Origin of the sequence: Candidatus Kurthia intestinigallinarum, from assembly GCF_003991225.1 — a bacterium.
GTDB lineage: Bacteria > Bacillota > Bacilli > Bacillales_A > Planococcaceae > Kurthia > Kurthia populi.
Genome location: NZ_JTFC01000228.1, coordinates 1 through 1,976 on the forward strand (window position 1 = coordinate 1; position 1,976 = coordinate 1,976).

Genomic DNA, 1,976 nt, shown 5'->3' on the forward strand with positions numbered 1-1,976 from the left:
GCCATTATGATGCAGGAAAGCGGCGGTACAGCTTCACTAGATGGGATGCAGGCCAGAGAGTCCATTGGGGTGCCACCAAATACGATTACAGAACCCGTATATTCCATTGAAGGCGGTGATGCCCATTTTGAAAAGGTACTCGCGAAACGAGAGCGCTTAGGCGTCGATTTTGACACAGCCATTCCGAGCTATAATTACGGTTCGGGTTATATGGATTTTGTTGCAGCAAATGGTGGTAAGCATTCAGCAGCATTAGCCCAAGCATTTTCAGAGCAGCAAGTAGCGAAACTTGGTTGGCAAAGTTACGGGGATCCCGAATATGTAGCCCATGTAAAGCGTTATATAGGGACGATGCGTGACGGTGAGGTTCTTGATTTAGCAAATGCCACAGCAGATTTTCAAGTGGTGTATGAAACGATGCTTCAGTTTGACGGTTATCCGTACACGTTTGGTGGGATGAGCCCGACGACTTCCTTTGATTGTTCAGGCTTGATGATGTGGGCTTTTCGGAAAATCGGTGTGAATTTACCTCGAACAGCCCAAGAGCAGTATAATGCGTCACAAAAAATAACAGCGGAGGAACTGCAACCAGGGGATTTTATCTTTTTCACAGGTACGTATAATGCCGGTAGACCTGTCACTCATATTGGCATGTATGTAGGGAACGGCAAAATGTTTGATGCAAATGGTGGAGGGATTGGCTTTACTGATTTAAATAATCGTTATTGGCAAGAGCATTTATATGGGTACGGTCGCATTGTTGACTTTTCAGGAGGTGAGGGAGGATGAAGCAAGGGATTGTCGTAGGTGTATTTGTATTCATTGTTCTCGTTTTAGCAGGTTCAATTTTTGTGCTGTCTAATGATAAGAAGGCTTTAAAGGAAACGATTGAACGAAAGAATGGGGAACTCGAGGCACTCACGCTAAAGAATGAAGAACTTTCGGCTGTTACCGGCTTACAAGTAACCGGTGAGGAAGTTGCTTTTGTAGAGCAAGCTTTTCGGGTTTATTTGAACTATGACAATGATTCCTATGTTACTCGCTTTAATGAATTGTCGAATTTTGTTGAATTAGATGTACTGAACAAATTAAAAGGTGCCTCCTCTCTTTCACCACCTGTTGTCGCAATGAAAAATGAAGTAGAAGATGTACAAATTTATTTGAATCCTAAGGAGCCCCACACGTTTTTAGTGTACACCACGACCAACTATTTTTTAGATGGGGCACTGGTCAATCACGGTAGTCAGTTGTATGAGGTGAGCGTTTTAAAGAGTGAGGAGCAGTTTATCCTTGGGGAATTTAAGGTCATTGGTAATATGACGGAGGTGGACGGTGTATGAAAAAGCTTCTCTGGTTTATCGTCAGCTTTCTAGCCTTTGAAGTCGTCATACTCGTGCTCATTGATTTCATTTTACTGCTTGGTGAACTGAAGCTTGCCATTACGACAGATGCAATGCTTGGGAGTGTAAAGGAGCTGTTTCTACATCCTGTACAGGCGATAGAAGGCTACGTGGCATCTAAAAATCCATTGTTTTTCATTTTGACGGTGCTTAATTTGTTTTATAGTGCGTTACTGCAATTAAAGCGCAAAACGAAAAAGGACGGGTGGGACATTCACGAAAAGAATGCATATCACGGCTCGGCACGTTGGGCGAAGGAAAAGGAAATATTAGATGGAAATTTTATCGCAAAATCAGAAAAGGATGTGCGTGAAACATTTTTACAGTCACTTAAAGGGCGTGATGTAGAATGAACGGTACTATTTTAGGCATCTACAATAAAAAAGTGTTAATCCAGCCAAATGAATCAAAGCCGAACCGTAATATTATGGTTGTTGGTGGACCTGGGAGCTATAAAACGCAGTCCTTTGTTATGACGAATGTTTTATATGAAACCGAGAACAGCATTGTCATAACAGATCCAAAGGCTGAGGTGTACGAGAAAACGGCAGCGATTAAAGAGGCACAAGGCTACGA

At 42.5% G+C, this 1,976-nt stretch carries 4 protein-coding genes; all 4 read left to right on the forward strand.

Features of this window, described 5'->3' with window-relative positions; genetic code table 11:
• The coding region (locus tag QI30_RS20050) for a bifunctional lytic transglycosylase/C40 family peptidase (RefSeq protein ID WP_126992168.1) at positions 1-789 on the forward strand (789 nt) is incomplete at its 5' end.
• A complete protein-coding gene (locus QI30_RS20055; RefSeq protein ID WP_126992131.1) occupies positions 786-1,340 on the forward strand; it encodes a hypothetical protein in 555 nt (184 codons plus the stop codon). The genes QI30_RS20050 and QI30_RS20055, both read left to right, overlap by 4 nt.
• A complete protein-coding gene (locus tag QI30_RS20060; protein WP_126992132.1) occupies positions 1,337-1,753 on the forward strand; it encodes a hypothetical protein in 417 nt (138 codons plus the stop codon). The genes QI30_RS20055 and QI30_RS20060 overlap by 4 nt, the downstream gene beginning before the upstream one ends.
• A partial coding sequence (locus tag QI30_RS20065) for a type IV secretory system conjugative DNA transfer family protein (RefSeq protein ID WP_158621116.1) occupies positions 1,750-1,976 on the forward strand: 227 nt, incomplete at its 3' end. The genes QI30_RS20060 and QI30_RS20065, both read left to right, overlap by 4 nt.